Below are 20,906 nucleotides of genomic sequence, written 5' to 3'. Positions count from 1 at the left end.
CCCCGCGCCCCTTTGGGGTGCTTCAGTGTGCGGCGTGGAAGAAGCCGTCCACGCTCACGTGTTCCATCACCCTGCTCGCCACGCGGTAGCGGCCGTCGGGGATGTCGGGGCACCTCGCGACGTGTACCGCGAGCGGGCCCGCGAACTCGTAGCCCTTGCGCTCCGCGTGGCGGGACAGGCTGTCGGTGAGGGCCTGTCCCACGTCCGTGCCCTGGCGCGACAGTTGCTCGTGCACCTCGTCGGCGAGTTCCACGTCGTAGGCGTTGGGCACCATCACCCGGCCCGCCCGGCACACCACGGCGTTGTCGTCGCACTCGCGTCGCAGGGCGTCGAGGACCTCGACCGGCTCCTTGTCGAGGACCCGCGCCCAGAGGGCCTCCCATCGGTTTTCCAGAGTCTCTTCCAGCGCACTCAGCGCGCCCATTGTTGTCTCACCTGCCGGAAGCGTCGTCGGTTCGGTCGGGGGCGGCCAGGGGCGCGCTAGTGCTCGTCGTAGTCGTCGGGCCTCACCTCCGCTTCCTCCAGGGCCTCGCGCATCGTGCGGCCGGTGGCGCCCGGCGCCCGGGACCGGTCCTCGTCCTGCTGGTCCAGGGCCACGTCCGTGGTCTGTGTCTTCGGCCGGTTCTCCTCGGGGACGGTCATGAAGACGGCTCCTCGTCGTTGGTGTCGGGATCTTCTGCCGCGGCGGGTTCCCGCCCGGCGCACGGGTATCCACCGGCCGGGCATCTCATGTGCCGTGCGCAGAAGCCCTGGTCACCACGGTGCGTGAGCTATGTTGAACGTCCGTGGGAGACGAAGGAGGCGCACCGGTGCCATCGCCGCAGCAGGCACGCGCACAGGCATCCGCGATCACCTCGGGGAAGGCTGCCCCGGAAGCGGAGGTCTCCCCGTCCGCCCAGCTCAGGACGCTCTTCGACCGGCCCCGGCTGTCCCCGGGGCAGCGTCGTATCGCCCAGTACCTGATCGAGAACATCACGGAGGCGGCGTTCCTGTCGATCACGGATCTCGCGGACCGGGTCGGCGTGAGTCAGCCCTCGGTGACGCGTTTCGCCTCGGCGGTCGGCTTCAGCGGCTATCCGGCCCTGCGGGAGAAACTCCAGTCGATCGCGCTGGGCACCCTCGCGGGCGGCCCGGCGGAGGAGATCGAGGGCAACGAGTTGCAGGCGGCGGTCGACGCCGAGATCGAGAACCTGGAGAACCTGCGGCGGGACTTCGCCGACCCGAGCCGGGTGATCGACATCGGCCGCAAACTGTCCTCGTCGATGCCCCTCACGGTCCTGGGCCTGCGGATCTCCGTCTCGCTCGCCGAGTACTTCGCCTACGCCTCCCGGCGGATCCACCCGGACGTGCGGCTGGTGACGCGGGGCGGCAGCGTCGCCTACGACGCGCTGCTCCAGTCGCGTGAGGCGGGCGGCACCTGGGTGCTGGCGTTCTCGATGCCCCGGCACGCCCAGGAGACCCTGACGGCCGTCCGGGTCGCGCGTGGCGCCGGCCTCAAGGTCGCCCTGATCACCGACCTGGCGCTCGGGCCCCTCGCGGACGAGGCGGACGTCGTCTTCGCCACCGGGACCGGTTCGCGTCTGGTCTTCGACTCCTACGCCGCCCCGGGCGTGGTGTGCGCGGCGCTGCTCCAGGCCATGACGGACGCGGATCCGGAGCGCACCCAGGCCCGGCTGGAGGAGTACGAACAGGTCGCCGACCAGCACCATTTCTTCCTCAGGGACTGAGCGGCCCGGACAACGGCCACAGACCGGGGCCATCCACAACAAAGCGCGCATGAATGTTTTCATGCGCCTTGAAAACCGGATGGCATATATAAATACTGCTCACGGATCGCGACCCGGTCGTTTCCGGATCCGTTCCGCACCCGTGGAGGCCGGGTCCTACCCGCTCCGGCGTCACGGGTGTCCGTGGCGGCCCCGGTCATCCCCTAGGCCGGGGCCGCCCCGACCCGTCGTCCACCCTCACGACGCCGCACACCCGGAAGCGATGATCATGCCCCTGACGTCCACGCGCATCAGCCCGGACTGGCCCTGCCAGGTCAAGACCCCCGGGAGCTACGACTGGGAGCGCTCCGCGGCCAAGTGGCTGCGCGAGCTGGTGCCCGCTCGCTACGCCGGATACCCCGTGTTCGTCCGCCACCCGGTCCTGCTCGCCCGGCACGCCCAGATCCAGGTCCAGAACGAGATCCGGGTGGCCCGCACCGCCCTGCAGACCGCCCGCGCCGACCTGCCCGGACTCGGCCTCCACGAGGGGGTCATCGAGCACACGATCAAGCTGTACGCGGCCGAGGTCATGCAGCTGCAGCACATCGCGCGCAGTGTCCGGGCCGTCACCCGTGCCCTGGTCGAGGCCAACCGCCCGTAAACGGCCGGGGCGGGCATGAGCCGCGCCACGCGTGGCACACGTGAGTGAATGAGCACCACCGAAGTCCGCCGCGGCGAGCCGGTGACCACGGTCCTGACCTGGCAGGTGCGCCCCGGGCGGGAGCAGCAGTTCGAGGAGTGGACGCACGGCATCAGCCGCTGCGCCCGTCAGTTCCCCGGCAACGAGGGCGTCTCCTGGCTGACTCCCGAGGACGGCCACCGCTACCACGCGGTGCTGCGCTGGTCCGACCAGCACCGGCTGGCCGCCTGGCTGGAGTCAAAGGAGCGCGCGCACTGGCACCGGCGGATCGAGGACATCGCCACCGAGGTCAGCAGCGAACGCCAGTCCACGACCGGCATGGAGACGTGGTTCAGCCTGCCCGGCACCGCGGTGCAGGCCCCGCCGCGCTGGAAGATGGTCCTCACGACCTTCCTCGGCGCCTACCCCTTCGTCCTGCTCATCCAGTGGCTGGTGACCCCCCGGACCGCCGGCTGGCCGCTGCCGTTGCGGGCCGCCGTGTTCCCGCTGGTGCTGCTGCCGGTGCTGACGTATCTGGTGATGCCGCGGCTCAGCCGGCTGCTGCGGCTGTGGCTGTATTCGCGCGACGGCCACTGACAGGATCCGCGGTACGGATGTGACCGGCGGGGCCACGGTGATGCGGGGTGAGATACGGGCGCACATGGCGCTCTTCGAATCGGCACGGGTGTGCAATGCTCGACGCGTGACGAGCGAGCGCGTGACACCGGTGGAGCCCCGTGCCGCACCGGACCTGGTCGAACTGGCCAAGATCGTCGCCCGGCAACGGGCCGAGATGGACCGGCTGCGCGACCAGGCGGCGACATCAGCTGTCGTGGAGCGGGCCAAGGGTGCCGTGATGGCGCTGACCGGGTGTCCCGCGGACGCGGCGGGAGAGCGACTGCGCCGGCGGGCCAAGGCGGCGCGGCGCACCCTGCTGGAGGAGTGCTGGATCACCCTCGGCACGCTGGCCCCCACGGCCCACGGCCCGGGCAAGGCTGCCGACGGCGCCGGAACCGCCACACCCGACTTCTGGTCCGACTGGCCGGCGCAGGCCGCGCCGGACGACGTCGCCCCCGCCCTCGCCCGTCTCGGCCAGGCCCTCGTTCGGGTCATGACACCGCAGGACCTCGCCCGGTGTCTGCTGGAGCATCTCGCCGCGGACCTGGCGGCGGACGCGGTCATGATCTACGCCCGCAGGCCCGACGGCGGCCTCGAACTGACCGGGCACGCCGGCATCGACGACAAGCTGGCCGCGCAGTGGAGTCAGGTGCCGCCGCTGAGCGGGATCGCGGCGCTGGACGCGCTGCGGTCGGGCGAGCCCCGCTGGCTGGAGGACTTCGCCGCGGACGCGGAGCGGTACCTGCTGATCGGCGATCCGCCCGAGCGGTGGCGGTCGCGCGCCTGGCTGCCCGTGCTCGTCGGGGACTCGGCCGAGGTCTGCATCGGCGTGCTGCGCGGCCGGGCCGAGCCGTTCACCCCACGCGACCGCGCTCACCTGCGGGGCGTCACCGGGCTGTGCGCCGGCCGGTTGCGCGCCTTCGACGCCCCGGCCGAGCGGTCCGCCGACGCCGCGACGGACGCGGTGCAGGCCTTGTTCGAGGCGCTGCCGGTGGCGGCGATGCTGCTCACGCCGCTGCGTGCCGCGTCGGGCGCCGTCGAGGACTTCCGGGTGGAGGCCGCGACCGATCAGGTGGGCGAACTGCTGGGCCGGGCCGGCGAGGCGCCGGCCGGGCGGCGCCTGCTGGAGTTCCGGCCGGCACTGGTGGCCGAGCCGCTGTGGCGCGGCTGTCTGCAGGTGCTGGCCACCGGGCAGCCGTACGAGGGCGAGCGGTTCGCGCACGAGGAGGTCGTGGCGGGCGTCGCGGAGCTGTTCACGTACACGGCGCGGGTGGCGCCGCTGGGCGACGCGCTCGTCGTGTCGTGGATCCGGCACGGTTCCTCCGACCGGCAGGAGCACCGGCTGGCGGACATCCAGCGGCTGGGCAACCTCGGCTGGGCGAACTGGAACCTGGCCACGCGGGAGGCCTCCTGGTCGACCCAGGTGTTCACCATCGTCGGCCGGGACTCCGCGCGGGGCCCGGTGCCGCTCGACGAGCTGCCGGAACTCGCGCTGCCCGAGGACACCCCGGCGCTGACCCGCGCCGTCAACGAACTCGGCCAGGAGGGGCGGCCGTTCGACATTCCGTTCCGGATCAGGACGAGCGGGGGGATCCGGCATCTGCGGCTCGTGGCCGAGGCGGTGTCCGACCGGCACGGCACACCCGTCGAGGTGCACGGCTTTGTACAGGACATGACCGCCCGGCGGCGGGCGGAGCTGGCCCTGGTCGAGAGCGAGCGGGCGATCCTCACCCAGCACGACGTCCTCCAGGCCGAGCGGACCCTGGCCTCCCTGCTCCAGCACGCGCTGCTCCCGCTGGCCAACCGGCCGGTGCACCTGGCCGGGCTGCGCGTGGAGGTCGCCTATCTGCCGGCCCAGTCGGGTGTGCATGTCGGCGGTGACTGGTTCAGTACCATCGAACTGCCCGACGGGGACGCGCTGCTGGTGGTCGGGGACGTCGCCGGGCACGGTGTCGACGCCGTCGCCACGATGGCGCAGCTCCGGTTCACCGCGAAGGGCATGGTCATCACGGGCTCGTCGCCGACCGGCGCGCTCGCCCGGCTGAACACGCTGCTGCTGCACTCGCGCGACTCGCACACGACCGCCACCATGGTGCTGGCCCGCTACAGTCCCCGGCAGCGCCGTCTGGTGTGGGCCCAGGCGGGGCACCTTCCGCTCCTGCTGCTGCGGGACGGCGAGGCGCGGTATCTGCGCCGCCCGCGCGGGATGCTGCTCGGGGCGACCACCACGCCGGTCTACGAGGAGGCGGAGTGCCGGCTCGAACCGGGCGACCGGCTCATCCTGTTCACCGACGGCCTGGTGGAGCACCCTCCGGAGAGCATCGACCGCGGTCTGGAACGTCTCGCCGAGGCGGTGGCGGCCCCGCCCCACGACGGGCCCCGGTCGCTGGGGCCGCTGCTCACGCAGCTGCTGCCGGAGGTGCGGCGGGACGACGTGTGCGTGGTGGACGTCCGGGTTCCCGAGGTTCGGGAGCAGTAGGGCGGGCAGCACCGGGCGCCGGCGTTCGAAACGCGGGGCGCGAGGTCAGTCGACCGGGTGACCGGGTGTGATGTCGACGGCGTCGGAGAGCCGCAGCAGGGGCCCGTCGTGGGACTTCCGTCCGCCCCATTCGACGGGGTCGAGGACGAAGCCGACGTGGTCGCCGCCGCCCGCGCGCGTCACGATCCGGCCGACGAACCAGGCCGGCGCGTCCTCCAGGACGAGTGCCCCGCCGTACGCCTCCCGCAGCCGCACGCCCTGGAACTTGTCCGTGTCGTCGCCCGTGTGCCCGCCGAACAGCTCGGCGAGATCGTGCTGTTCGCGGCCGAGCAGATGCACGGCGAGGACCCCGGCGTTCCGGGCCACCCGGAAGGTGTGGTTGAGCTCGGACAACCACACCACGAACCGCACGGGCCTGAGCGAGCACTGCGAGGCGAACCCGACCAGACAGCCCGCCCGTTCACCCGCCGCGACAGCGGTGACCAGGCACATGTCGGGGTTCAGCCGGTCGATGAACTCGTCCATGCCCGCCATGTTCGCATCCCTGCCGCACCCGCGCGGCCGACGCGCACCGCGGGAGCGCCCCCGGGTGCGACACCGGTCAGCCCGACACCGGTGCCGTGCGGGACTCCAGCGCGGCACGTGTGTCGTTGCCGTAGACGCCGGTCTCGTCGCCGCGGATGCCGTACCAGAGCTGGAAGCGGGCGACCGCCGCGGTCAGCGTGGGGTCGTAGCTGCCGCTGGTGGCGCCGTCGCGGTAGACATCCGGAATGCGCAGAAGGCGCTGCTGGAGCTCGGTCACCTCGGGGCCGGTGGCCCCCTCACGGAGCGTCCCGGCGCCGTCGGGGTCCACCGGCGCCGACGCCGACGGTGTGGGAGTGGGTGTCGGTGTGGGTGTGGATGCCGGGGTGGGGGCGGACCGGGTCGGCCGGGGGGCGGGGGCCGCTTCGTCGTCCGTGTTCCCGCCGCGCAGCAGCAGCGCGCCGCCGAAGCCGATCACCGCGGCCGCGAGGACGGCCAACGAGACAGCGGTGCGGCGCGCTCCGGATCCGGCGCGTCCGACACGGCCGTCCCCGTAGCGGCGGGTCGAGCGGGCGACGGGCGGAAGCTCCTGCGTCAGTTCCTCGGAGCCGGCCGGTGGCCCCGGCAGCTCCACAGGTTCGTAGCCGCCCGGCTCCCGGTCTGTCTGCTGCTGGAACTCCCGCATCAGTTCCGCGAGGGCGTCGGTGCGGCGGGGGCGCAGGACGCGGATGGGTTCGAGGGCCGTGCCGTCGTGCGGCTGCCGGGGCTCGGACGGTGTCGACACGCTGCTCTCCTTCCGTCCGGGCTCGGGGGCGCCCGTCGTCGCGGTTCGTCCTGCCGCTAGATACGCGGCTGCCGCGCCAGATATTCAGAGGGAACTCGGTTCCTCCCCGAGAGTGCACTCAGTGCCGTCGTGGGCCCTCCGGGTGCTACGTTCCAGACCATGAGCTCCGACAAGGCCGGCACGGGGAACGGAAAGCCATCCATGCGGGACGCCCTGGTGACGGCGGCCTTCCGGCTGTTCCTCGAGCGGGGGTACGAGCAGACCACCGTCGACGACATCGTGGCGCTCGCCGGGGTCGGACGGCGCTCCTTCTTCCGCTACTTCCCCTCCAAGGAGGACGTGGTCTTCCCGGACCACGAACGGTGCCTGGCCGACATGACGGCCTTCCTCGCGGCCGGCACGGGCGACGAGGAGCCCGTGCGGCGGGTCTGCGACGCGGCCCGGCTCGTGCTGCGGATGTACGCCGAGAACCCGACGTTCTCCGTGCAGCGCTACCGCCTCACCAAGAAGGTCCCCGGGCTGCGCGCCTACGAGTTGTCGGTGGTGTGGCGCTACGAGCGGGCCCTCGCCGACTATCTGCGGCGGCGTTTCGCGGCCCGCCGGGACGGCACCTTGCAGGCCGACGTGATCGCGGCCGCGGTGGTCGCGGCGCACAACAACGCGCTGCGCTCCTGGCTGCGGTCACACGGGCAGGGCGAGGCGAGCGCCGCGATGGACCACGCGCTGGCCTACGTGCAGTCCGCGTTCGGCGACGCTCCGGCGCCCGCGGCACAGGAGCAGCCGGAGGACGTGGTGGTCGTCGTCTCGCGGCGTGGAGCACCCCTGTGGCGGGTCGTCCAGGAGATCGAGTCGACGCTGGGGCGGGCCTGAACGGTCCGCACATTGAGGGTACGGAGTGCCTTTACGAGTGGCACTGAGTGCCATACGCTGTGCTGCGTGCACGGTGGCACGGCGAACCGGGCACGCGTGTGCGCGGGTCGCCGCGTATGCGGGATTCCGGCCGAGTGCAGGGAGTTGACCAGCGTGTACCACCACCCAGGAAGCGTCGCTCAGCAGGCAGCCGGCTCCGCGACGGGGCTCCTCGCCCCGAAGGGACCCGACTCGGACGCCATCCTCTTCCAGCGCTGCACCTGGTGCGGCACCGCCATGTTCCACCGGCTGCTGTGTCCGGTCTGCCGGGGCAGCGAACTGCGCACGGAGCGCAGCGAGGGCACGGGCACGGTGCGCCACTCGACGGTGGTGCACCGCAACACGCCCGCGGCACGCAACGTGTCCCTGATCGAGATGTCCGAGGGGTTCGTCGTGCGCGGCCGGGTCATGGGCCCGCCGATCGGCATCCACAGCGGGGACCGGGTACGGCTGTCCACGGCCAAGGACCCGGTACGGGGCGAGCCGGTGTTCCAGCTGCTGGACGAGCCGTACCGAGCCTGGAGCTGACTCCCTCTCAGGCGCTCTTCCCGCCCGCGATCAGGTCGTCGGTGCGCACCGGCCGTCCCGTCTCGAAGCTCCGGTTGGCCGCGAGGCCGACCGCAAGGGCCAGTGCTCCGTCGCGTTCGGTGGCCGTCGGGTGGGCCGCGGCGGCGGTGTCCGCCGGGCGGGTGGGGTCGGCGGGTCCGAACAGCGCGTCGAGCATGCGCGGGTCGCCACCGCCGTGGGCCTCGTGGGCGACCGCGATCGGCACGTCCACCGGGGGCTGCCACAGCGGGCGCAGGGTGAGGCGGGCGCCGCCCGCGTGCTCGGCGGCCGTGTCCCCGTGCAGGGCGCCGGCGGTCGACGTGACGCGGGTCAGGGGCGGCTGCCAGCGGCTCTCCTCGACCTCCAGCTCCAGCCGGCCCGCGCTGCCGTTGAACATCACCCGGTAGCCCTCCCAGGGGGAGTAGGCGGTCAGGTGGTACGTCATGGTCGCGCCGCGTGCGTAGCGCACGAGGACGGACATGTCGTCCTCGATGGTGATCGGTCCGTCGAAGACGTTCCGGTCGCGCAGGTAGCCGTCGTCGTGTTCGGCGTCCAGGTAGAGGGCGCGCAGGGTGTCGTTGGCCGCGAGGTCCAGGGCGAAGGGGTCGTCCGCGGCCGGTTCGGCGCCGTGGGCGCGGTCGTAGTCCCGGCGCAGTCCGTGCCGCTCCCCCGCCGCGCGGCCGTAGAAGCCGAGCCGTCCGTAGCCGAAGGCCTCCCGGGGCTCGTCGCCGAGCCACCAGTTCACCAGGTCGAAGTGGTGCGAGGACTTGTGCACCATGAGGCCGCCGCTGCGGTGCTTCTCGCGGTGCCAGCGGCGGAAGTAGTCGGCGCCGTGCCGTACGTCGAGCAGCCACTCGAAGTGGACCGACAGCACCTCGCCGATCGCGCCGTCGGCGAGCAGGGCGCGGACCTTCTCGTGCACGGGATTGAAACGGTAGTTGAAGGCGACGGTCAGGGAGTTGCCGGTCTCACGGACGGTGTCGAGGATGCGGGCGCAGCGCTCGGCGTCGACGGTCATCGGCTTCTCGGTGACGACCCGGCAGCCCGCCTTCAGGGCCGGGACGATGTAGCGGTCGTGCTCGGCGTCGACGGTGGTGACGACGACCTCGTCGATGTCCTCCTTCACGAGCAGGTCGGTGAAGCGGTCGGGTTCCCACGCGGTGGCGGCGGGCCGGCCGGCGTCGGTCAGCAGCCGGTTGTGGAAGGCCATCCGGGTCGGGCTGGGGTCGCACAGCGCGGCCACGAGGTGGCCGGGGCGTTCGGCGAGGCCGCGGGTGAACAACTGGGCCCGGTGACCGGTGCCGACGACGGCTGCGCGCAGGACGGGAGTACGGCTCATGACAGGTGGCCTTTCCCGGGGACGGGCCGCCCACTCCCCGGGGGCGGAAAGCGCTTGCTGAATCTCAGGGAGCGAGAACGATCCGCACGCCCACGGTGCCGTCCGGGCCCCTGCGCAGCCGGCTGCCCAGCAGCGTGAGCCGGCCCGCGAGACCGTACTTGCGGGCGATCAGCCGCCGGTAGCGGGCGGTGGTGGCCGGGTCACAGATCTCAGCCGTCGCGGGCACCTGCTCGCCGGTGGGGTTGCCGCGCAGGTCGCAAGGGCCGACGAGGACATCGGCGCGGTTGCGGATCCGCTTCACCTTCCAGGATTCGGCGGCCGTCCAGACGCCGAGCGCGTCTCCGTCGCGCACCACCCAGACCGGCGTGGCGACCGGCGTACCGTTCCTGCGGTAGCTGGTGACCAGCAGGTACTTCCCCGCGCCCAGTTCGTCCAGCGCCGTGTCGTCCATGGCGGCAGTCTACGAGCGGGTCGCACCGGGCGGGGGTTCCGGGGCCGCCGGTTCAGTCGAGCGCCGCCGTCAGTCGAGCGCCGCCGTCATCCGCCGTACCGCCTCGGTGATCACCTCTCGCGAGGTCGCCAGGTTGAGGCGGGCGTGGCCCGCTCCCCCGGTACCGAAGGGGAGGCCTGAGTTGAGGGCCACCCGGCCGCGGTGCAGGAAGGCGTCCGCCGGGTCGTCGCCGAGTCCGAGGGCGCGGCAGTCGAGCCATGCGAGGTAGGTGGCGTCGCCGGGCCGGTAGCGGACCCCGGGCAGGTGCTCGGCCAGCAGGTCCGCGAGCAGCCGCCGGTTGGCGTCGAGGCCGCTCAGCAGGGCGTCCAGCCAGGCGCCCCCGTCGCGCAGGGCGGCGGTGTGGGCGATGATCCCGACGTGGCTCGGGCCGTGCCCGACCTCCTCGGGCATCCGGGCCAGGTCGGCGGCGGCGCCGGGCCCGGCGATCGCGAGGGCGGCCTTGAGCCCGGCCAGGTTCCAGCCCTTCGAGGCCGACATCAGGGACAGGCCGCGCTCGGCGCCCGGCACGCTCAGGTAGGGCACGAAGTCCGCGCCGTCGATCACGACCGGCGCGTGGATCTCGTCGGCGACGACCCGCACGCCGTAGCGCTCGGCGAGCTCGGCGACGGCGGACAGCTCCGCGGCCGTGTGCACGGTGCCGGTCGGGTTGTGCGGGCTGCACAGCAGATAGGCGGCCCGGCGTCCGCCCGCGACGCTCTGCCTGAAGGTTTCCTCCAGGGCCTCGGGGTCGATGCGCCCGTCCACGCCGAGCGGGGCCTCGACCACGCACCGGTCCATGTGCCCGACGAAGTCGTAGAACGGCGGGTACACCGGCGAGTTCACCACCACCGCGTGCCCCGACCCGGTGACCAGTTTCAGCATCTCGACGACGCCCAGCATGACGTCGGGCACGATCGCGGTGCGCTCCACGGCGAGCCCGTCCCAGTCCCACCGCTTCTCGGCGAAGGCGGCCAGGGCCTCCGCGTAGGCGGTGCCGGCGGGGTAGCCGGTGTCGCCGAGGCCGAGTGCGTCGGTGACGGCGCGCACGACGGGCTCCGCGAGCGGTACGTCCATCTCCGCCACCCACACCGGCAGCACGTCCGCCGGGTAGGTGCGCCACTTCATGCTGGTGCGGCGGCGGAGGCGGTCGAGCGTGAGGGCTTGCAGAGGGTTAGGTTCACCGGACGTCTCGTGCGGGATCCTGGTCATGAGCACACGATAGGGGGCTGTGCAGTGAGCGGGAATCGTGCGGACGGGGAGCGGGGCGAGGCGGCGGGCCCGTTCCTGGAGATCGCCTGCGACGAGTCGGGGTCGGACGGCGAGAACCTCACCGGCGGGAACACGGACGTGTTCGCACACGCCGGTGTGTCCCTGCCGGAACCGACGGCGGCGGCGATCGTACGGGAGATCCGGGACCGGATCCGCTCACCCGCCGAGGAGTACAAGGCGAACCATCTGCTGCGGGAGAAGTACCGGGTGGTGCTGGAGTGGCTGCTGGCGCCGCACGGGCCGGTGCACGGGCAGGCGCGGGTGCATCTCATGGAGAAGACGTACTTCGTGGTGGACCGGGCCGTGAGCCTGCTGCTGGACGACCCGGCCGGGGCCGTCACCCTGTTCCGCGTGGGCCGCCGGACGGTCGGGGAGGACGGCTGGCGGGCGTTCCTGGCGGCGGCCAACCACCTGCTGCGGGTCCGCCACGACGGGGACCCCGTGGAGACCTTCTACAGCACGGTCGACGCCCTGCGCCGCGCGCACCCCGGGACGGACGCGGCCGAGATCCTGGAGCGGCTGGCCGCGAGCCGGCCCCGTGCGGAGGCCTACCGGGCTGCGTTCCTGGACGGGCCGCCCCTGATCCCCGTCCTCAACCCGCTGCTCCCGGCGATCGTCCGCACGGCCGTGCTCTGGAGCGGCGACGGGCGGCCGGTCCGGCTGGTGCACGACCGGCAGAACATGCTGACGCCGGACCGCATCGCGTGGATCGAGGAGACGGCCCGGCGGGCCGGAGCCCGCCTCGACGGGGTGCGGCTCGTCGTCGCGCGGGACGACACCCGGGTGCAGGTGGCGGACTTCCTCGCGGGGATCGCCCGCAAGATCGCCTCGGACGAGCTGAACGGCCGCGGTGACCCGGCGCTCACCGCCCTGCTGCGGCCCTACGTCGACCCGGCCTCGGTCTGGGGTGACGTGCGCAGCCGTGCCCTGCTCGCCGCCCCGCCGGCCGGTCGGTGGTGAAGAGATCACGCGCGCGCTGAACGCGGCGCGCCTGAGGCCCGTATGGGAAGAGGGCACTCAACTCAAGGAGTGCCCCGTGGTGTTCACACCGCGATGTTCGGGTTCGGGAGCCATGCATGAGGCACGCACGACGACGGGTCGTCCGGCGAGTGACACGGCTGGCGGCCGTCGGCGGACTCCTCCTCGGAGGAGCGATGGTCACACAAGCCGTGGCGAGCGAGCCCCCGGACCCGACGATCGGCCTGCCGTACTCCGCCGGGGCCGCCACCAGCAAGGGCACCGACCTCGTGTCCAGCCTCGGCACCTCCCGTACGGCCGGCAACTGGGTCGACTCCGCGGGCAAGCCGGTCGTCGCCGTCACGGACGAGGAGGCCGCCGCCGAGGTCAAGCGCGCCGGCGCCCGGGCGAAGATGGTGCGGCACAGCATGAGCGACCTCAAGTCCGCCGCGGCGACGCTGCGTTCGGCGCCCAGGGTGTCCGGGACGTCCTGGGCCCTCGACTACAAGAACAACCAGGTCGTCGTACGCGGTGACAGCACCGTGTCCGCCTCCGACTGGTCGCGGATGACCGAAGTCGCGGAGGGCATCGGCGGATTCGTGCGCATGGAGCGCACCGAGGGCACGTTCACCCCTCGGCTCAACGGCGCGCTGCCGATCCTGTCGACCGCCGGGCGCTGTTCGGCCGGCTTCAACGTGACCGACGGCAAGAGCGACTACATCCTCACGGCCGGGCACTGCGGGCCCGACGGTTCCGTCTGGTTCGCCGACGACCGGGGCCGGGACCAGGTCGGGACGTCGCTCAAGGGGAGCTTTCCCGGCGACGACTACTCGCTGGTGAAGTACGCCGGTGGCCGCGCCGGCAAGGGCGCGGAAGTGGTGTCGGTCGGTGACGGCGAGGGCGTGCGGATCACGGGAGTGGCCGATGCCGAGGTCGGGCAGAAGATCTTCCGCAGCGGCAGCACCAGCGGGCTGCGCGAGGGCGAGGTGACCGCGCTCAACGCGACGGTCAACTACCCCGAGGGGACGGTCACCGGCCTGATCGAGACGAACGTGTGCGCCGAACCCGGGGACAGCGGCGGCCCGATGTTCGCCGACGGCATCGCGCTGGGCGTGACGTCGGGTGGCAGCGGGGACTGCACGGCGGGCGGTACGACGTTCTTCCAGCCGGTGACGAAGGCGCTGACCGAGCTGAACGTCAAGCTGATCGTGTCCAAGCAGGCGGGTGGCGCCGGACCCGCGCGGTCGGCCTCCCAGGGCACCGCGTCGCCCGGCTCTTCGGCACCGGTGACGGGCGAGGGCGTGTCGAGCCTGCTGACCCGTCTCACCGACCCGCGCAACGTCGGCCCGGGAATGCTGGTCATCGCGGGCAGCCTCGTGGCCCTGGTGGCGACCCGGTGGATCCGTGCGGAGCAGGACCGCAAGGCGTACCGGCAGTACTACTCGGCCACTTGGGGATGATGTCCGCGTGCCCGGGGGCGGACGCCGCCGGACGCCGCCGCCGGGTGTCCCGCTCAGGCCAGGGCGCCCGGACGGTCGCCGAGGACGAGCACTGCGCACAGCACCGACAGGGCGACTCCGGTGACGGCGCTCACGGGCACCACGACGCTCTCCCCCAAGCTCCGTGCTCGAGCGAAGCCGAGAGCTTGGGGGACGACGATGCCGTAGACGACGACCGAGGAAGTGCGAGAAGGGCACCCATTCGGTCAGGGGTGCCCTTGGACGAGGGTCCGATGTGTCAGCGGTGTACGACGCTCAGGCGGCAGGCGCCGACTGCGGCACCGCGGCGGCCCACTCCAGGACGAGCCGCTGGTACTCCTCGCGCTGCTCGCCGCTCAGTGTCCCGCCCGACCGGCGCCACAGGGCACGGATCTCCTCGTTGACCTCGTCAGCCGATCGCTCGGATGAGGTTTCAACAGTGGTGGACATACTGTGAAGCATACGATCCCGAGCGTGAAGGCGATGTGAGTAATCACGAGCCAAACGGGCATTCCGGACAGTGTTACTGATCACGTCCATCTCCCGGTAAACGTGAGGCTGTTCACGCTTCGGCCGATCCCAGGACCAGCACCTTGATGGCCAGGACGGCCGCGCCGCGCGCCCAGTCGTGAAAATCGGACACCTTGGTCTCCAGATCGACGGGAGCCGCCAGCGGGTGCCGCTGGTCGCGGACGGTCTCCTCGACCGTCTTGCCGGCCACGTCCATCAACCCGACCCCCTCCCCCGCGAGCAGGATCTTCTGCGGCATGACGAAGTTGCAGATCTGCGCGACGAGTGTGCCCAGAGCCCGTGCCGCCTCCTCGACGACCCGGGCCGGCATGGGATCTTTGGCGGCGGCCAGCGCGAGGATCTCCTCGTAGGTGTGATCACGGCCGGTGGCGGCCTGGATCTGGTAGCGGATACTGGGGATGGTCAGCATGGAGACGGCGTTGCCGCGCCGGCCGTCCGGCGTCAGCGGACCGTTCGGGTCGACGATCCAGTGGCGGCCAAAGCCACGGTCCTCCTCCGCGAACGGCACGCGCTTGCCGCCCAGCACCAGCCCGTAGCCGAGTCCGGCGCCGATGGTGAGCACGACGAAGCGGTCCAGGCCGCGCCCGGCGCCGAACCAGGTCTCGGCCTCGACCAGGGCGGCGACGTCGTTCTCGACGACCACGGGCAGCCCGGTGCGCTCCTGGACGAGTTCGGCCAGCGGGACGTCCCGCCACAGCAGGAAGGGGGACTCGCCGACGACGGCACGGTCCTGGACGAACCCGCCGACCCCGATGCCGATCCCGGCGAGCCGGGGGTGGTCGCGAGCCAGCTCGGCGGTCATCTCCCCCAGCACGTCGGCGACTTCGGCGGGGTCGTGGGTGGTGAGCGGGCGGTCGTGACGGGCGACGATGTGGCTTCTGAGGGTGGTGACGACGCCGTAGACCGTGTCCTCGGTGATCTTGAAGCCGAGGAAGGACCGGGAGTCGGCGACGACGTCCAGCGGGGTCGAGGGGCGGCCCTGGCGCGCCTCCGCCGGCACTCCCGCCTCGGCCACCTCCACCAGCAGACCCGACTCGATCAGCGGCTTGGTCAGCCGGGTGAGGCTGCCGGCCGACAGGCCCAGCCTGCGGGCGAGTTCGGTACGCGACAGCGGGCCGTGGACCAGCACTTCGATGGCCACCGAGCGCTCACCCGTGCTCAGCGGCAGCCAGCTTGCGGCGCCTGCGGTCATGTGCGTCCGACTCCCCTCGGCTTTTTTTCGCACTAAAACCAACATGACCACTCTAGGACGATGATGGTTCCTGCGAAAAGATGTTTGCACGCCTCTTGACGCAGCAATTGTTTCGCACCAAAAGTAAGTCCCGCCAGAGGACGAGCCGCCGCTTGCGAGGGAGTCTCCCGATGACCATCGCCTCCAGCAGTCCTCCGTCGCGTCTGCCCGCGGGCGGCGCCTCGGAGCCACGGAGCAAACCCAGGACCCGGCGGACGGAGGTGGGCGAGACACGGGGCGACGGGCGACTGGCCGCGGTCTTCATCGCGCCGGCGCTGCTCGGCTTCCTGGTCTTCCTGCTCTGGCCGACGCTGCGGGGCATCTATCTGAGCTTCACCCGCTTCAACCTGCTGACGCCGGCGAAGTGGGTGGGCCTGGACAACTACGTCCGCATGGTCAACGACCCCATCTTCTGGGACTCGCTGAAGGTCACCGTCGAGTACGTCGTCATCAACATCGGCGTCCAGACGGTCTCGGCCCTCGCCATCGCCGTGCTCCTGCAGCGGCTGACCCAGTCGGCGATGCTGCGCGGGATCGTGCTCACGCCGTACCTGATGTCGAACGTCGTGGCCGGTCTCGTCTGGCTCTGGATCCTCGACACGCAGCTCGGCATCGGCAACGAGATCATCAGCGCCCTCGGCGCCGACCGCATCCCGTTCCTCGCCGACGAGACCTGGGCGATCCCGACGATCGCGCTCATCAACGTGTGGCGGCACGTCGGGTACACCGCACTGCTGCTCTTCGCCGGTCTCCAGGCGATCCCGAACGACATGTACGAGGCGGCCAGGGTCGACGGCGCGAGCGAGTGGCGGATGTTCTGGCGGATCACCATGCCGCTGCTGCGGCCAGTGCTCGCGGTCGTGCTGATCATGACGGTGATCGGGTCGTTCCAGGTGTTCGACACCGTCGCCGTGACCACCGCGGGCGGTCCGGCGAACGCGACCAACGTGCTCCAGTACTACATCTACGGCTCCGCCTTCGGGCGCTTCCAGTTCGGCTACGCCTCGGCCATGTCCGTCGCCCTGCTGGTCGTGCTGAGCGCGATCACCGTCCTGCAGTACCGGCTCACCCGGGCCGGCCGGACCGACCTCGGCTGACGGAAGGGAGACACCGCCATGGCTGCCGTGACGACAACGACGACCGTAGGACCGGTGCGGCGCAGGTTCCCCTTCGGGCGGGCCGCCGCCTGGACCGTGATGGGACTGATCGTCCTCATCACCCTCCTGCCGTTCTACTGGATCCTGCGCACCGCGCTCTCCACCAACGCGGGCCTGAGCGCCGACCCCACCAACCCACTGCCGGTGGACCTCACCACCAGCGGCTTCGAACGGGCCCTGGGCCTGCAGTCGGCCGAGGAGGCCGTCAAACAGGGCGGCGCGGGCGGCGGGCTGGACTTCTGGCGTTACCTGCTCAACTCGGTACTGGTCTCGACTCTGATCACCGGGTGCCAGATCTTCTTCTCCGCGATGGCCGCGTACGCCTTCTCGCGGTTGCGCTGGCGCGGGCGGGACAAGGTGTTCGGGCTGTTCCTGGCCGGGATGATGGTGCCGACCATCTTCACGCTGCTGCCGAACTTCGTGCTCATCAAGCAACTGCACCTGGTGGACACGCTCCTCGGCATCGCCCTGCCCACCATGTTCATGACGCCGTTCGCGGTGTTCTTCCTGCGGCAGTTCTTCATGAACATCCCCCGGGAGGTGGAGGAGGCCGCACTGCTGGACGGTGCCGGGAAGGTCAAGATCTTCTTCCGGGTGGTGCTGCCGATGGCGTCCACACCGCTCGTCACGCTGGGCGTACTGACGTACATCACCTCCTGGAACGACTACTTCTGGCCGCTGATGGTCTCCTACAGCGACAGCTCGCGGGTGCTGACCGTCGCGCTGGCCGTCTTCCGGGCGCAGACCCCGGCGACCGGCGTGGACTGGTCGGGGCTCATGGCGGCGACGCTGATCGCCGCGCTGCCGATGCTGGTGCTGTTCGGGTGCTTCGCCCGCCGCATCGTCAGCTCCATCGGCTTCACCGGGATCAAGTAAGGGGACTGTGATGCGAATTCGTACGCTCGTCGCGGCGACGGGAGCGCTGGCGCTGTCCCTGGTCAGCGGGTGCGCGCAAGGCGGCGCCGCCGGATCCTCCGCCCACACGGTCACGTACTGGCTGTGGGACGCCAACCAGCTGCCCGCCTACCAGGCCTGTGCGAAGGGGTTCGAGAAGGAGAACCCCGGACTCAAGGTCAAGATCACGCAGCTGGGCTGGAGCGACTACTGGACCAAGCTCACCGCCGGGTTCATCGCGGGCACCCAGCCGGACGTGTTCACCGACCACATCCAGAACTTCGGCCAGTTCGCCGATCTGAAGGTCCTCGAACCGCTCGACGACCTCGGCATCAAGAACTCCGACTACCAGCCCGGGCTCGCCGCCAACTGGATCGGCAAGGACGGCCACCGCTACGGCACGCCCAAGGACTGGGACACCGTCTCACTGTTCTACAACTCGAAGATGGCCGAGGCGGCCGGGCTCACCGCCGCACAGCTGAACAGCCTTTCCTGGAACCCGAAGGACGGCGGCACCTTCGAGAAGGCCATCGCCCACCTCACCATCGACAGGAAGGGCAAGCGCGGCGACGAGCCGGGTTTCGACAAGAACAACGTCAAGGTGTACGGCCTGGCCACGGGCGGCGGCGGCTTCGGCGACGGCCAGACGCAGTGGAGCCCCTTCACCGGCTCCGCCGGGTGGGACTATCTGAACAAGCCACGGTGGGGCACGAAGTACCAGTACGACAGCACGACCTTCCAGTCGGTCGTCAAGTGGTACTTCGGCCTGGCGAAGAAGGGCTACATGCCACCCCTGTCGGACTACAACATCCAGTCCAACCAGCAGAACACGCAGATCGCCGCGGGCAAGGCGGCCACCGCGTTCGACGGGGCCTGGATGATCTCCACCTACGCGGGGTTCAAGGGCCGGGACATGAAGACCGCCCGGACGCCCCTCGGCCCGGCCGGCAAGCGGGCGACCATGATGAACGGCCTCGCCGACTCCGTCACCAAGGCCTCCAAGAACAAGACGGGCGCCAAGAAGTGGGTGGCCTATCTGGCCTCCGACACGTGCCAGAGGGTCGTCGGCAGGTACGGGGTCGTCTTCCCCGCCACCGCGGCCGGGACCGAGGCCGCCGTCGCCGCCTACCGGAAGAAGGGCATCGACGTCTCGTCGTTCACCGAGCCCGTCGCCGACAAGAAGCACTTCCGGACGTTCTCGTACCCGATCGCCAGCTACTCGGCGGACATGACGGCGCTGATGCAGCCCGCGATGGAGGACATCTACGGCAACGGCAAGCCGGTCAGCAGCCTCGACGAGACCAACGACCAGATCAACCTGATCCTCTCGCAGTGATCAAACGACCAGTGAAGGGCAAGCCTTACATGACGTTCTCCATCGGCATCGTCGGCGCCGGACAGTTCTCGGGCCAGTTCGCCACGCTGTTCCAGGCCCACCCCGGCGTCGGCGACGTCTACGTCACCGACCTGCTGCCCGAGAGGGCCGGGCAACTGGCCGCCGCCCAGGGGCTGGCGGGCACCTTCCCGTCGTACCAGGCCATGCTGGAGTCCGAGGACGTCGACGCGGTCGCGATCTTCACGCAACGCTGGACCCACGGGCCGCTGGTGCTCCAGGGCCTGGGCGCCGGCAAGCACGTGTACTCGGCGGTCCCCATGGCGATCAGCACGGAGGAGATCGCGGCGATCATCGACGCGGTCAAGGCCACCGGGCTGACCTACATGATGGGCGAGACCAGCGAGTACAACCCGGCCACCGTGCACGCCCGCAACCAGATCGCCGAGGGCGCCTTCGGGCGGCTGTTCTACGCCGAGGGCGACTACGTCCACGACATGGACCTGGGGTTCTACGAGGCGTACCAGTACAGCGGCGGCGAGAACTGGAAGGCGACCGCGAGCTATCCCCCGCTGCTGTACCCGACGCACGCGGTCGGCGGGGTGCTGGGCGCCTGGAAGACGCACGCGGTCAGCGTGTCGGCGATCGGTGTCGTCGACGACCGGGGCGACGGCGTCTTCGACAAGGACATCAGCCAGTTCGGCAACGACGTCTCCAACGCCACCGCGCTGTTCGAGGTGGCGGGCGGCGGCTCGTTCCGCACGAACGAGTTCCGGCGGGTCGGCTACCCCTCGCACATACGCGAGTCGCGTTTCCGCTTCTTCGGTACCGAGGCCAGCATGGAACAGCTCGCCACGGTCGCCCTGTGGCAGGACAAGCAGGGCGTGACGGACATCAGCGAACTGCTGGAGCCCAAGCCCACCATGGCTCCCGACGACCCGTCGCTGCGGCACATCGCGCCGGAGCTGCGGGCGGCCTTCACCTCCGGGTCGGCGCCCGTGCACGACCGGGAGCGGCTGCCGAGGGAGTTCGACCATCTGCACAACGGCCACGAGGGCAGCCACCACTTCCTGGTGGACGACTTCGTGACCGCCGTCAACACGCGCACCCTGCCGTCGGTGAACGCGTGGGTGGCCGCCCGCTACACCCTGCCGGGCATCGTCGCGCACGAGTCGGCACGGCAGGGCGGGGTACGGCTGGAGATCCCGGACTTCGGGGACGCGCCCCTGTAGGGGTGCCTGCGAGCCGGGTGCCTGCGATCAGGTGCCCGGCTTGCGGCCGTACACGAAGACGTCGTCGCCCGTCTTCAGCAGCGACCAGTACTTCTTGGCGTCGGTCTTGGTCATGTTGACGCAGCCGTGCGAGCCCGGCGGGTTCCACACGCTGATGCCGACCGAGTGGAAGGCCTGGCCGCCGTCGAAGAACTGGCTGTACGGCATCGGCACGTCGTAGATCGACGAGACGTGGTCGATGTGACGCCAGTAGATCTTCTTCAGGCCGGTACGGGTCTCGTGCCCGTCGCGGCCCGTGCGGACCGGGACCGGGCCGTAGACGAGCTTCTTGCCGTCCTGGATCCAGCTCAGCTGGAGGGTCAGGTTCACGCAGGCGATCCGGCCCTTGTTCACCGGGCACGTGCCGTCCTTGTTGGGGTTCGTGCCGACGGCCTTCTGCTTCTGCATCAGGTCCATCACGCCCCAGGTGACGGGTCCGGCGTAGCCGGCGTTCGGGGAGATGCCGTGCTTGGTCTGGAAGGCGCGGATCGCCGTGCAGTCGGCGGTGGACTGCTTGCCGTCGACCGGACGGCCCAGGAACTTCTCCACCTGCTTCTGGTACGGGCCGGCCTGGGTGGTGCAGCTCGCGGCCTGCGCCGGCGTGGCGCCGAGCGCGAGGGTGAGCGGTGCCACCAGTCCGGTGATCCCGAGTGCGACGGCGCCCCGTCTGCGTACGTCCCCCATGGTGGTCATGCCCTTTCACGGAAGTGGTC

General features: G+C 71.1%; 22 protein-coding genes. 12 read left to right on the top strand and 10 right to left on the bottom strand.

Annotated features, from left to right (window positions below):
* Nucleotides 1-22: 22 nt before the first annotated feature.
* Together SSQG_RS36260 and SSQG_RS42010 are read right to left on the bottom strand one after the other, a co-directional pair.
* Nucleotides 23-424, bottom strand: coding sequence for a DUF3662 domain-containing protein (locus SSQG_RS36260; protein ID WP_003994976.1), 402 nt, complete (start codon nucleotides 422-424; stop codon nucleotides 23-25).
* Nucleotides 425-480: 56 nt separating this feature from the next.
* A complete protein-coding gene (locus SSQG_RS42010) occupies nucleotides 481-642 on the bottom strand; it encodes a hypothetical protein (protein WP_003994975.1) in 162 nt (53 codons plus the stop codon).
* 167 nt (nucleotides 643-809) lie between these two features.
* Here SSQG_RS42010 and SSQG_RS36255 point away from each other — a divergent pair, with 167 nt between their 5' ends.
* From SSQG_RS36255 to SSQG_RS36240, 4 genes are all read left to right on the top strand, one after another.
* A complete protein-coding gene (locus tag SSQG_RS36255) occupies nucleotides 810-1,727 on the top strand; it encodes a MurR/RpiR family transcriptional regulator (protein ID WP_039934416.1) in 918 nt (305 codons plus the stop codon).
* A gap of 262 nt (nucleotides 1,728-1,989) precedes the next feature.
* Nucleotides 1,990-2,367, top strand: a complete 378-nt coding sequence (locus tag SSQG_RS36250; RefSeq protein ID WP_003994973.1) for a hypothetical protein — start codon at nucleotides 1,990-1,992, stop codon at nucleotides 2,365-2,367.
* A gap of 48 nt (nucleotides 2,368-2,415) precedes the next feature.
* Entirely contained in the window at nucleotides 2,416-2,982 is a 567-nt protein-coding gene (locus SSQG_RS36245) for an antibiotic biosynthesis monooxygenase (RefSeq protein ID WP_003994972.1), read from the top strand.
* A 106-nt stretch (nucleotides 2,983-3,088) separates the two neighbouring features.
* Entirely contained in the window at nucleotides 3,089-5,482 is a 2,394-nt protein-coding gene (locus tag SSQG_RS36240) for a GAF domain-containing SpoIIE family protein phosphatase (protein WP_425315008.1), read from the top strand.
* 45 nt (nucleotides 5,483-5,527) lie between these two features.
* Here the strand turns inward: SSQG_RS36240 and SSQG_RS36235 are convergent, their stop codons facing one another.
* On the bottom strand, nucleotides 5,528-6,016 hold the full coding sequence (locus tag SSQG_RS36235; RefSeq protein ID WP_003994970.1) for a flavin reductase family protein: 489 nt from the start codon (nucleotides 6,014-6,016) through the stop codon (nucleotides 5,528-5,530).
* A gap of 67 nt (nucleotides 6,017-6,083) precedes the next feature.
* Nucleotides 6,084-6,788, bottom strand: a complete 705-nt coding sequence (locus SSQG_RS36230) for a peptidoglycan-binding domain-containing protein (protein WP_039934413.1) — start codon at nucleotides 6,786-6,788, stop codon at nucleotides 6,084-6,086.
* 159 nt (nucleotides 6,789-6,947) lie between these two features.
* Here SSQG_RS36230 and SSQG_RS36225 point away from each other — a divergent pair, with 159 nt between their 5' ends.
* Together SSQG_RS36225 and SSQG_RS36220 are read left to right on the top strand one after the other, a co-directional pair.
* Nucleotides 6,948-7,658 carry a TetR family transcriptional regulator gene (locus tag SSQG_RS36225; protein WP_003994968.1) on the top strand — a complete coding sequence of 237 codons (711 nt, stop codon included), beginning with the start codon at nucleotides 6,948-6,950 and terminating at the stop codon, nucleotides 7,656-7,658.
* Between the two features lie 153 nt (nucleotides 7,659-7,811).
* Nucleotides 7,812-8,225: a Zn-ribbon domain-containing OB-fold protein gene (locus SSQG_RS36220; protein WP_003994967.1), complete on the top strand. Its 414-nt coding sequence runs from the start codon at nucleotides 7,812-7,814 to the stop codon at nucleotides 8,223-8,225.
* Nucleotides 8,226-8,232: 7 nt separating this feature from the next.
* Here the strand turns inward: SSQG_RS36220 and SSQG_RS36215 are convergent, their stop codons facing one another.
* The 3 genes from SSQG_RS36215 to SSQG_RS36205 form a co-directional block, all read right to left on the bottom strand.
* Nucleotides 8,233-9,582 (bottom strand): Gfo/Idh/MocA family protein, encoded by a 1,350-nt coding sequence (locus tag SSQG_RS36215; RefSeq protein WP_003994966.1) that lies wholly within the window; start codon nucleotides 9,580-9,582, stop codon nucleotides 8,233-8,235.
* A gap of 64 nt (nucleotides 9,583-9,646) precedes the next feature.
* Complete coding sequence (locus SSQG_RS36210; protein ID WP_003994965.1) at nucleotides 9,647-10,033, bottom strand: PPOX class F420-dependent oxidoreductase; 387 nt, start codon at nucleotides 10,031-10,033, stop codon at nucleotides 9,647-9,649.
* Nucleotides 10,034-10,102: 69 nt separating this feature from the next.
* On the bottom strand, nucleotides 10,103-11,281 hold the full coding sequence (locus tag SSQG_RS36205) for a MalY/PatB family protein (protein WP_003994964.1): 1,179 nt from the start codon (nucleotides 11,279-11,281) through the stop codon (nucleotides 10,103-10,105).
* A gap of 24 nt (nucleotides 11,282-11,305) precedes the next feature.
* On the opposite strand from SSQG_RS36205, the gene SSQG_RS36200 reads away from it, so the two are divergent.
* Nucleotides 11,306-12,301 carry a hypothetical protein gene (locus SSQG_RS36200; protein ID WP_003994963.1) on the top strand — a complete coding sequence of 332 codons (996 nt, stop codon included), beginning with the start codon at nucleotides 11,306-11,308 and terminating at the stop codon, nucleotides 12,299-12,301.
* Between the two features lie 116 nt (nucleotides 12,302-12,417).
* Nucleotides 12,418-13,758: a S1 family peptidase gene (locus SSQG_RS36195; protein ID WP_003994962.1), complete on the top strand. Its 1,341-nt coding sequence runs from the start codon at nucleotides 12,418-12,420 to the stop codon at nucleotides 13,756-13,758.
* Nucleotides 13,759-14,052: 294 nt separating this feature from the next.
* Here the strand turns inward: SSQG_RS36195 and SSQG_RS36190 are convergent, their stop codons facing one another.
* A complete protein-coding gene (locus SSQG_RS36190) occupies nucleotides 14,053-14,238 on the bottom strand; it encodes a hypothetical protein (protein WP_039934410.1) in 186 nt (61 codons plus the stop codon).
* Between the two features lie 100 nt (nucleotides 14,239-14,338).
* Entirely contained in the window at nucleotides 14,339-15,499 is a 1,161-nt protein-coding gene (locus SSQG_RS36185; RefSeq protein WP_039934408.1) for an ROK family transcriptional regulator, read from the bottom strand.
* A gap of 170 nt (nucleotides 15,500-15,669) precedes the next feature.
* On the opposite strand from SSQG_RS36185, the gene SSQG_RS36180 reads away from it, so the two are divergent.
* From SSQG_RS36180 to SSQG_RS36165, 4 genes are read left to right on the top strand one after another with little or no spacing between them, the layout of a single operon-like run.
* Entirely contained in the window at nucleotides 15,670-16,635 is a 966-nt protein-coding gene (locus tag SSQG_RS36180; protein WP_003994959.1) for a carbohydrate ABC transporter permease, read from the top strand.
* 18 nt (nucleotides 16,636-16,653) lie between these two features.
* Nucleotides 16,654-17,571 (top strand): carbohydrate ABC transporter permease, encoded by a 918-nt coding sequence (locus SSQG_RS36175; RefSeq protein WP_003994958.1) that lies wholly within the window; start codon nucleotides 16,654-16,656, stop codon nucleotides 17,569-17,571.
* A 10-nt stretch (nucleotides 17,572-17,581) separates the two neighbouring features.
* A complete protein-coding gene (locus tag SSQG_RS36170) occupies nucleotides 17,582-18,925 on the top strand; it encodes an ABC transporter substrate-binding protein (RefSeq protein ID WP_039934406.1) in 1,344 nt (447 codons plus the stop codon).
* A 29-nt stretch (nucleotides 18,926-18,954) separates the two neighbouring features.
* Nucleotides 18,955-20,154: a Gfo/Idh/MocA family protein gene (locus SSQG_RS36165; protein ID WP_003994956.1), complete on the top strand. Its 1,200-nt coding sequence runs from the start codon at nucleotides 18,955-18,957 to the stop codon at nucleotides 20,152-20,154.
* Nucleotides 20,155-20,181: 27 nt separating this feature from the next.
* On the opposite strand, the gene SSQG_RS36160 is transcribed toward SSQG_RS36165, so the two are convergent.
* Nucleotides 20,182-20,877, bottom strand: a complete 696-nt coding sequence (locus SSQG_RS36160) for a L,D-transpeptidase family protein (protein WP_003994955.1) — start codon at nucleotides 20,875-20,877, stop codon at nucleotides 20,182-20,184.
* Nucleotides 20,878-20,906: the final 29 nt, after the last annotated feature.

Origin of the sequence: Streptomyces viridochromogenes DSM 40736 (genome assembly GCF_000158955.1) — a bacterium.
In the GTDB taxonomy this organism is placed as follows: domain Bacteria; phylum Actinomycetota; class Actinomycetes; order Streptomycetales; family Streptomycetaceae; genus Streptomyces; species Streptomyces venetus.
The sequence above is the reverse complement of the archived record's forward strand: the minus strand, read 5'-3'. Positions and strand labels throughout refer to the sequence as shown.

What these genes read in the sequence shown, in the direction of transcription:
- SSQG_RS36160 (WP_003994955.1), bottom strand. Translation starts at nt 20,877, where the DNA reads ATGGGGGACGTACGCAGACGGGGCGCCGTCGCACTCGGGATCACCGGA.
- SSQG_RS42010 (WP_003994975.1), bottom strand. Translation starts at nt 642, where the DNA reads ATGACCGTCCCCGAGGAGAACCGGCCGAAGACACAGACCACGGACGTG.
- SSQG_RS36215 (WP_003994966.1), bottom strand. Translation starts at nt 9,582, where the DNA reads ATGAGCCGTACTCCCGTCCTGCGCGCAGCCGTCGTCGGCACCGGTCAC.
- SSQG_RS36250 (WP_003994973.1), top strand. Translation starts at nt 1,990, where the DNA reads ATGATCATGCCCCTGACGTCCACGCGCATCAGCCCGGACTGGCCCTGC.
- SSQG_RS36205 (WP_003994964.1), bottom strand. Translation starts at nt 11,281, where the DNA reads ATGACCAGGATCCCGCACGAGACGTCCGGTGAACCTAACCCTCTGCAA.
- SSQG_RS36170 (WP_039934406.1), top strand. Translation starts at nt 17,582, where the DNA reads ATGCGAATTCGTACGCTCGTCGCGGCGACGGGAGCGCTGGCGCTGTCC.
- SSQG_RS36225 (WP_003994968.1), top strand. Translation starts at nt 6,948, where the DNA reads ATGAGCTCCGACAAGGCCGGCACGGGGAACGGAAAGCCATCCATGCGG.
- SSQG_RS36195 (WP_003994962.1), top strand. Translation starts at nt 12,418, where the DNA reads ATGAGGCACGCACGACGACGGGTCGTCCGGCGAGTGACACGGCTGGCG.
- SSQG_RS36210 (WP_003994965.1), bottom strand. Translation starts at nt 10,033, where the DNA reads ATGGACGACACGGCGCTGGACGAACTGGGCGCGGGGAAGTACCTGCTG.
- SSQG_RS36165 (WP_003994956.1), top strand. Translation starts at nt 18,955, where the DNA reads ATGACGTTCTCCATCGGCATCGTCGGCGCCGGACAGTTCTCGGGCCAG.
- SSQG_RS36185 (WP_039934408.1), bottom strand. Translation starts at nt 15,499, where the DNA reads ATGACCGCAGGCGCCGCAAGCTGGCTGCCGCTGAGCACGGGTGAGCGC.
- SSQG_RS36190 (WP_039934410.1), bottom strand. Translation starts at nt 14,238, where the DNA reads ATGCTTCACAGTATGTCCACCACTGTTGAAACCTCATCCGAGCGATCG.
- SSQG_RS36180 (WP_003994959.1), top strand. Translation starts at nt 15,670, where the DNA reads ATGACCATCGCCTCCAGCAGTCCTCCGTCGCGTCTGCCCGCGGGCGGC.
- SSQG_RS36245 (WP_003994972.1), top strand. Translation starts at nt 2,416, where the DNA reads ATGAGCACCACCGAAGTCCGCCGCGGCGAGCCGGTGACCACGGTCCTG.
- SSQG_RS36235 (WP_003994970.1), bottom strand. Translation starts at nt 6,016, where the DNA reads ATGGCGGGCATGGACGAGTTCATCGACCGGCTGAACCCCGACATGTGC.
- SSQG_RS36260 (WP_003994976.1), bottom strand. Translation starts at nt 424, where the DNA reads ATGGGCGCGCTGAGTGCGCTGGAAGAGACTCTGGAAAACCGATGGGAG.
- SSQG_RS36175 (WP_003994958.1), top strand. Translation starts at nt 16,654, where the DNA reads ATGGCTGCCGTGACGACAACGACGACCGTAGGACCGGTGCGGCGCAGG.